Genomic DNA, 763 nt, shown 5'->3' on the forward strand with positions numbered 1-763 from the left:
TTACAAATACGATTTAGGCATTATTGAAGGACGTTGTGACGATAACCGTTTACACCAAGAAATCTGGTGTCGTGACCACCTTACTGTAGTCGCAGCTTCTCATCATCCTTTTGCTCGTAACCCTTCGGTCAGTTTAGCTCAATTAGAGCAGGCGAAATGGGTGTTGCGGGAGCATGGCTCAGGTACTCGTAAAACCTTTGATAGCTCCATTCATCATTTGATTGAAGATTTAGATGTATGGCGTGAGTATGAACACGTTCCTGTGTTGCGCAGCTTGGTGGCTAACGGACAATACTTAACTTGTTTGCCATATTTGGATGTTGAACGTTACATTGAGGCTGGACGTTTAGTCGCGCTAAACGTACCAGATCTGAAAATGGAGCGCACATTGTCCTTTATTTGGCGTGCGGATATGGCCGAAAACCCGTTGGTCGATTGCATCAAGCGTGAAGGTTTGCGCATGATGAAGGGCAAGCCATCCGTCTTATAGGTACTATCAATTTTAATGGGCTCTGCATTGCAGAGCCTTTTTTATTTCTTTTATTCGTCCATCTCTGTTTTTGTTATTTTCTAAATCTGTTGATTTATCGGTTGCGTCAAATAATTTGTGTAAAACATGAAACGAAAGGTGATATTGTTGTGATCATTATCACCGATAAACTGGCGCGATGTGCCTAGTATTGGTTCTTGATTTCAATGTATGAAGGCAGTTATCAAACCAAAAGGGTGCGATAGTCGCCAAGCAGGTACGAATACCATGACA

At 42.3% G+C, this 763-nt stretch carries 1 protein-coding gene; it reads left to right on the forward strand.

Going from position 1 to position 763, the window contains the following annotated elements:
- Window positions 1–490: LysR substrate-binding domain-containing protein (locus R7Z49_RS24535; RefSeq protein ID WP_318112305.1), on the forward strand; the 490-nt coding region annotated here is incomplete at its 5' end.
- Between the last annotated feature and the right edge of the window lie 273 nt (window positions 491–763).

The organism is Vibrio sp. 1562, assembly GCF_033340155.1.
Classification (GTDB): Bacteria; Pseudomonadota; Gammaproteobacteria; order Enterobacterales; family Vibrionaceae; genus Vibrio; species Vibrio alginolyticus.